At 74.3% G+C, this 6,958-nt stretch carries 7 protein-coding genes and 1 pseudogene; 6 read left to right on the top strand and 2 right to left on the bottom strand.

Annotation, left to right across the window (positions count from 1 at the left end; all coding sequences use genetic code 11):
• From ABD223_RS42565 to ABD223_RS42550, 4 genes and pseudogenes are all read left to right on the top strand, one after another.
• Positions 1 to 211: pseudogene (locus ABD223_RS42565) on the top strand (hypothetical protein); the annotation flags it as partial.
• 66 nt (positions 212 to 277) lie between these two features.
• Positions 278 to 1,096, top strand: coding sequence for an ESX secretion-associated protein EspG (locus ABD223_RS42560; protein WP_344043905.1), 819 nt, complete (start codon positions 278 to 280; stop codon positions 1,094 to 1,096).
• Positions 1,097 to 1,105: 9 nt separating this feature from the next.
• On the top strand, positions 1,106 to 1,483 hold the full coding sequence (locus ABD223_RS42555; protein ID WP_344043903.1) for a sterol carrier family protein: 378 nt from the start codon (positions 1,106 to 1,108) through the stop codon (positions 1,481 to 1,483).
• Between the two features lie 14 nt (positions 1,484 to 1,497).
• Positions 1,498 to 1,821 (top strand): hypothetical protein, encoded by a 324-nt coding sequence (locus ABD223_RS42550; RefSeq protein WP_344043901.1) that lies wholly within the window; start codon positions 1,498 to 1,500, stop codon positions 1,819 to 1,821.
• Between the two features lie 7 nt (positions 1,822 to 1,828).
• Here ABD223_RS42550 and ABD223_RS42545 read toward each other — a convergent pair whose 3' ends face one another.
• Both ABD223_RS42545 and ABD223_RS42540 read right to left on the bottom strand, forming a co-directional pair.
• Positions 1,829 to 3,820 (bottom strand): alpha/beta hydrolase, encoded by a 1,992-nt coding sequence (locus ABD223_RS42545; RefSeq protein WP_344043899.1) that lies wholly within the window; start codon positions 3,818 to 3,820, stop codon positions 1,829 to 1,831.
• Positions 3,817 to 4,122 (bottom strand): hypothetical protein, encoded by a 306-nt coding sequence (locus ABD223_RS42540; protein WP_344043897.1) that lies wholly within the window; start codon positions 4,120 to 4,122, stop codon positions 3,817 to 3,819. The genes ABD223_RS42545 and ABD223_RS42540 overlap by 4 nt, the downstream gene beginning before the upstream one ends.
• A 395-nt stretch (positions 4,123 to 4,517) precedes the next feature.
• Between ABD223_RS42540 and ABD223_RS42535 the strand changes: the two genes are divergently transcribed.
• Both ABD223_RS42535 and purF read left to right on the top strand, forming a co-directional pair.
• Positions 4,518 to 5,249, top strand: coding sequence for a maleylpyruvate isomerase N-terminal domain-containing protein (locus ABD223_RS42535; RefSeq protein ID WP_344043895.1), 732 nt, complete (start codon positions 4,518 to 4,520; stop codon positions 5,247 to 5,249).
• Between the two features lie 115 nt (positions 5,250 to 5,364).
• On the top strand, positions 5,365 to 6,897 hold the full coding sequence (gene purF / locus ABD223_RS42530; RefSeq protein WP_344043892.1) for an amidophosphoribosyltransferase: 1,533 nt from the start codon (positions 5,365 to 5,367) through the stop codon (positions 6,895 to 6,897).
• Positions 6,898 to 6,958: the final 61 nt, after the last annotated feature.

Below are 6,958 nucleotides of genomic sequence, written 5' to 3'. Positions count from 1 at the left end.
CTTCGGCCCGGGTGGTCCGGGCGCGCCCGGCGGCTCCGGTCGCCCCGGCGGCCCGGGCGCGGGCGTGGCCGGCGGCGCGGCGGGCGCCCGCGGCGGCGAGGGCGAGGAGGACCTGGAGCACAAGGTGGCCGACTACCTGGTCGAGACCGGCGACGTGTTCGGCGACGACCGCCTCGTCGCACCGCCCGTGATCGGGGAGACGCCGCAGTAGCCTTTGCGCGGACAAGGGCCCGCGCCGAGCTCGGCGCGGGCCCGACTTCGAGGACCGGGGGTCAGCGTGACGTATTTCGGGGGGCCGGCGGAGCGGGAGCCCATCACGCTCTCCGCCGAGGAGTTCGACGTGCTGTGGGAGCGCCTCGACCTGGGGCAGGTGCCGCTGGTCATCAAGGTGCCCTCGCCGGGTCGGACGCACCGGGAGCGGGCCGACCTGGAACGGCGCGCGTGGCACGGCATCGGCGCCCGGGGCCTCGGCGGGCCCACCGGCCTGGAACCGGAGCTGCACCACCTGCTGCGGCTGTTCTCCCGGCCCGAGCGCGAGGTCGACGGCCGGGTCTGGATCGGCCGCAGCGTCCGCGTGCTGGCCGTGGCCACCGGCGACGACGCCGCGGTGGCCACCCTCGACGACAACCGGCTGACGTTCCGGCGCGCGGCGGCCTCCGGCCTGGCGTCGGCGGTGCTGGGCGCGCTGCCCGCGCACCCCGCCGGCACCGGCCACTCCGTCACCATGCCGAGCGCCGACCTGGAGGCGGCCGTGAAGCGGTCCGACGGCTCGCCCAAGTCGCTGGAGGACTCGCTGCGCCGGCAGGGCGTGCGCCAGGAGGACGCGGTCACGCTGGTGAAGATGTTCACCGGGCTCGTGCACACGGGCAACTTCGGCGCGGCGGCCCGCGACAAGTACGGCAAGCGGTGCCGGCCCGACCGCGTGGTGGCGTTCTTCGACACCGAGGAGGGGCGGTACCTCCAGCAGCGGCGCGCGTCCAACGGGACGGAGCCGTGGAGCACGTTCACCCCCACCGACGCCCGGCGGCTCACCCACCACGTGGAGGAGCTGCTGGCCGAGGCGATGCGGTCGGCCGGCCTGCCCCTCGGGCGATAACCTCCGCCGGTGCCGTCGAAACCCGTCGACCCGCGAGAGGCGCGCGCCGCGGTCGAGGCCGTGCTGCCCTGGTTGGCGGGCGACGCCGACCAGCCGCCGCGCCCCGCCCTGGCCGCGGCCGTCCGGTTGAGCCTGCGGACCCTGGAGCGGGCCGCGCCGGGCCGCAGCGTCGAGGTGCGGGTGCCGCCGTTCGCCGCCGTGCAGTGCGTGGCCGGGCCCCGGCACACCCGCGGCACACCGCCCAACGTCGTCGAGACCGACGCCCGCACCTGGCTGGAGCTGGCCGTGGGGCGGCTGGGCTGGGACGAGGCCGTGGCCGACGCCAGGGTCACCGCGTCCGGCAGCCGGGCGGACCTGTCAACCGTCCTCCCGGTGCTGCGCTTCTAGCTAAGCTCGACGCCGTGAAGGCGCTCAAGGCGTGTGCCGCCGTCCTCGTGGTGGGAGCCGTGCTCGTCGGCTGCGGCAGCGAGTGGTCGGGGGAGCTGAGGCTCAAGGTCGTCCGGGTCGTCGACACCGGCGACGGCACGCCCGCCCGGGTCGGCATGGAGCTCGACGGCGACCAGCCCGACGCGCCCCACACCGGCACCTACGGCGCGGACCTCGACCGGCTGCCCGAGGGCGTCGCGGTCGGGGACGTGGTGGTGTGCACCGTGACCAAGACCGACGAGAACGGCCTCGACGGCGTCGACCCGGGGTACGAGGTGGGCCCCTGCCGGGCGGCGTAGGGGCGTCCTAGAACCAGGAGCCCACGGTCCGGTCCCACACGTCGCCCGCGCCCTCCACGACGTCGCGGCCGAACTCGACCACGTCGCCCACCCCGCCGACGACCACGTCGGCCGCGTCGCTCACCAGCTCCTTGCCGGTGTTCGCCAGGCCCGTGCCCGCGTCGGACCAGTTGCCGTTCCACGCGTCGCGGCCGGCGCCGTAGAGACCGGCGCCCACGTCCATGCCGAGGTCCGCGACGCCCGCCGCGGTGCCGGTGACGACGTCGACCACCGGGCCGACCACCGGCACGTTCGAGTACGGGCCCGACGGGCCCAGCGGGTCGTCGTACCACTTCTGCGCGGTCACCGAGCCGCCGTCGCCGTTCGCGATGCGGGCCAGGTTCTGCAACGACTCCGACCCCGGCGTGTAGTACTCGGAGTGCGCGCCGTGGATCATCGTCGAGTCGGCGGTGCCGAACGCCCGCGCGCCGAACGCGTCGTCGTAAGGGCCGGTCGAGGAGCCGTCCTCGGTGAACCAGGTGGAGCTGGTGCCCTGCACCACCGGGTCGTGCTCGGTCGCGCCGACGTACACGTGGCCCTCGCCCACCGACAGCTGGCTGACGTGCGACGCGCCGACGCCGGGCGAGCCGACGAACGCGATGTCGTCGGCGGCCAGGCCGTTCATGCCCGCGTAGCCCACGGTCGTGGAGCCGTAGGAGTGGCCGACCACGGTCAGGTGCTGGCGGTTGCCGGCGGCCTCCGCGGCGGCGCGGTAGCCGTTCACGTCGGCGACCAGGTTCGCGCCGCCCTCCCGGGCCTGCGCCGGGTTGTCCACCTCGCCGATCGCCCAGCCCGGCGCGTCGTAGCCGAGCCACTGGATCGTCGCGCTGCCCTCCGCGCCCATGGCCGCCCGCAGGTTGCCCGCCTGGCCCACCGAGAAGCCGTCCAGCGTGGACCCGGTGCCGGGGACGGCCACGGCGAGGTTGCGGGCCGTGTCCGGGTCGCCGTAGGCGATGGCCGTCGCGCCGTCGCCGCGCGGGCCGTACGGGTCCCACGCCAGCACGCGCACGTCCGCCTTGCCCTCGGCGTTCAGCCAGCCCTGGTCCTTCGCGAACGTTTCCGCCTCGGTGATGCTCTCCCGGACCCGCTGGGCGTTCTCCGCCTTGGTCGCGGCCTCCTGCCGCTGCTCCGCCATGCCCGCGTACCGCGGGTCGTTGAGCAGCCGCGTCAGGTCGCCGGAGTCGCCCGGGTCCAGCCCCAGCTCGCGGGCCCGGTCGGCCATCCGCGCGTCGAGCCGGTCGCGTTCGGCGGAGAAGCGCCGCAGGTCGTCGTCGATTCGCAGCCGGTTGGCCTGGTCGAGGACGCCGGACGGCAGGCCGCGCAGCTGCCCCAGCTCCTGGAACCGGGTGCGCAGCAGCTCGTCCTGCTGCTCCTTGCCCAACGACTTCCACCAGGCGGCGACCTGCCGCGGGTCGGTGCCGGGCGCGGGCACGGCGGCGGTGCGCACGGCCGTCGCGGTGGAGTTCCAGCCGGGGTCCTGGGCCGCGGTCTCGGCGAACCCGGGGCGGACCCGGGTCAGGGCCTGGGCGTAGCTGCGCAGGACGCGCTCGTAGCCGTTCTTGACGTTGGTGAGCTGCTCGTTGACGCGGTGGGCCAGCTCGCGCGTCTGGGCCTCGTCCAGCGCGGGGGAGCGGCCGCGCCAGAAGTCGATCAGCTGGTCGGCGCTGCCGCGCATCCGGCCGTAGGCGCGGGAGGCGGCCTGGACGACGTCCGAGCCGGCCGCCAGGCGCTCGCCGGCGACGGACGCGGACCTGGCGGACAGGTCGGCGCGGGTGCGGAAGCCGGCGGCGGCGTCGCCGCGCCAGGCCGAGGTCGCGGTCGAACCGCCGGCCGCGACCGAGTCGCCCGCGCGGCCCACCGCGCTGCGGGCGCCGGTGATGGGGTCGGCCGCGGCGGCGACGCGGCCGGCGTCGCCCGCGGCCAGCCGGGCGTACAGGACCTCGGGGTCGGTGTAGCTCACGCCATGCCCCCCTCGATGCCGCGGAAGGCGGTGTTCGAGTCGTCGTCGGCGCGCTGGTAGGCGTCGGCGTTCTCGGTGAGGCCGTCGCCGGCGTCGCGGTACCAGGCGCTGCCGCGCCGCAGGTCGTCGGACTGCTCGCCGGACCACCTGGCCAGGGCGTCGACGAACTCGGCGGCGGCGGGGACCTGGCCCAGCGCGTCCGCGTCCAGCCTGAGCATGGAGATCAGCTCCGCACCGTCCGCCGCCGCGTCCGAGCCCTCGTGGAACTGCTTGGACGCCGCGCGCAACTGCTCTGGTCGCACACCGAACACGGTTGTCCACCCTTCGTGCCGCCGGCCGCTGGGGATGCGACGCGCGGTCATCTTCTCCGGTTCCCCGGCGATCGCGAACGGTCGCGGTTCCGGAACCTGCGGGTCTCCCTTCGGCGTGTTCCGGGTGGTCGCCCGTTGATCACCCATCCGTGATCTTGCCCTCTTCGAACACCTGTTCGATCATGGATCCATGACCTCATCACGGGCTTTCCGCTACTCCACCTCCACCGCCTTTTCCTCTGCCTTTTCCCCCGTCCGCTCCCCCATCCCCTCCGTCTCCTCGGTCGTCCGCGTTCTCCGGAACCTCCGGCGGCTCCTCCCACTCCAACCCCCCGGCGGGTGCGGCACGATGACCGCTACTTGCGAACCGAGCGGGGAGGCTGGACGTGCCAGGAGGGTGGACCACCCAGCGGTGGACCGAGGTCTTCACCGAGCAGGCGGCGATGTTCCGGGCGGCGGTCGGGAAGGCCGACCCGGCGGCCCCCGTGCCCAGCTGCCCGGGGTGGACCTTCACCGAGCTGACCCTGCACGTCGGGCGGTTCCTGGAGACGTCGCTGGAGTACCTCCGCACCGGCAGCGCCGTCCAGCTCCGGCTGCCACCGCCGCCCACCGGGGTCGCGCCGGTCGAGTACCTCGACACCCAGCTCGCCAAGGCCGCCGAGATCCTCCCCTCCGTCCCGGGCAACCGGGCCGCCTGGACGTTCTCGCCCGCCGCGCCGGACCTGGCGTGGGTGTGGCACCGCCGCATCGCCCACGAGCTGGACCTGCGCCGGTGGGACGCGCAGGCCGCGCTGCGGGAGCTGGTGGTCGGCGACGCCGAGTTCGCGGTGGACGGCATCGACGAGGTGCTGACCACCCTGCTCGCCGCGAAGTACGCGACCGATGTGCCGCCGACCGCGAAGGGCTCCGCGCTCGTCCAGCTCACCGACGTGCCGGAGGCCTGGGTGGTGACGTTCGCGCCCGGCCTGGTCCCCGAGGTGCGGGCGGCGTGGCCCGGCGAGGAGGCCGACCTCCGGGTGAGCGGCGAGGCGCAGATCGTGCACCACGGGCTGTGGGGGCGGCTGCCCGTCGAGCACGCCGGCGACGAGCGGGTCTGGTTCGCGTTGAAGCTCGACTGACCACCCGATCAGGGGTGCGTTTCGTCACGTCACCGCATTTGCCATGGGGTGGTACCGCCACTGGGCGGCCTTACACTCGTCTGTGCAGCCCGACCTCGTCGCTAGGGAGCACTCGGTGGTCACCGACCAGTCCGCAACCGGCCGCACCGACCACGAAACACAGGAAGAACGCGAACCCCGCGAAGAATGCGGTGTGTTCGGCGTCTGGGCCCCCGGTGAAGAAGTCGCCAAGATGACCTACTACGGCCTGTACGCCCTCCAGCACCGGGGCCAGGAAGCCGCGGGCATCTCGGTCGGCGACGGCAGCCAGGTGGTGGTCTTCAAGGACCTCGGCCTGGTCAGCCAGGTGTTCGACGAGCAGGTGCTGTCCAGCCTGCGCGGCCACGTCGCGGTCGGCCACTGCCGCTACTCCACCACGGGCTCCACGACGTGGGAGAACGCGCAACCCACGTTCCGCACCACGGCCACCGGGTCCGGCCTGTCTCTGGGCCACAACGGCAACCTCGTCAACACCGCCGAACTGCTGGTGCAGGCGCGCGAGGCGGGCGTCGACACCAAGCACGGCGCCACCACCGACTCCGACCTGGTGTGCGGCCTGCTCGCCACCCAGGCCGCCGACATCGGCATCGAGCAGGCGGCCATGCGGCTGCTGCCGACCCTGCGCGGCGCGTTCTGCCTGGTGTTCTCCGACGAGTCCACCCTCTACGCGGCCCGCGACCCGCACGGCGTGCGCCCGCTGGTGCTCGGCCGGCTGGAGCGCGGCTGGGTCGTGGCCAGCGAGACCGCGGCGCTGGACATCGTCGGCGCGTCGTTCGTCCGCGAGGTCGAGGCGGGTGAGCTGATCGCCATCGACGAGAACGGCCTGCGGTCCAGCCGGTTCGCCAACCCCGAGCCCAAGGGCTGCGTCTTCGAGTACGTCTACCTGGCCCGCCCCGACACCGCCATCGCCGGCCGCTCCGTGCACGCCACCCGCGTGGAGATCGGCCGCCGCCTGGCCGTGGAGCACCCGGCGGAGGCCGACCTGGTCATCCCGGTGCCCGAGTCCGGCACGCCCGCCGCCATCGGCTACGCCCAGGCCAGCGGCATCCCGTACGGGTCGGGCCTGGTCAAGAACGCCTACGTCGGCCGCACGTTCATCCAGCCGTCGCAGACCATCCGCCAGCTGGGCATCCGGCTCAAGCTGAACCCGCTGCGCGACGTCATCCGGGGCAAGCGCCTCGTGGTCGTCGACGACTCGATCGTGCGCGGCAACACGCAGCGCGCCCTCGTGCGGATGCTCCGCGAGGCCGGCGCGGTCGAGGTGCACGTGCGGATCGCGTCGCCGCCGGTCAAGTGGCCGTGCTTCTACGGCATCGACTTCGCCTCCCGCGCCGAGCTGATCGCCAACGGCCTGGACAACGACGGCATCCGCCGGTCCGTCGGCGCCGACAGCCTGGGCTACGTGTCGCTGGAGCAGCTGATCGCGGCCAGCGAGCAGCCGAAGACCCGCCTGTGCACGGCGTGCTTCGACGGCGACTACCCGATCCCGCTGCCCGAGGACGCGCTCATCGGCAAGCACCTGCTGGAGGGCATCCGGGGCGTCGCGGGCTCGGCCGCCCCCGTCCGGGCGAACGGGTACGGTGCCGAGGACGCCCTGCAACGGCCCTGAAGAGCGGCCGAGCGGGCACCACGGGCAGGAGCACGGGCCCCGGAGAAAGCCGGATGCCCCG

It is taken from the genome of Saccharothrix xinjiangensis, assembly GCF_039527585.1.
Classification (GTDB): domain Bacteria; phylum Actinomycetota; class Actinomycetes; order Mycobacteriales; family Pseudonocardiaceae; genus Actinosynnema; species Actinosynnema xinjiangensis.
Note: the sequence above shows the minus strand (reverse complement) of the source record. Positions and strands in the feature narration are given on the sequence as shown.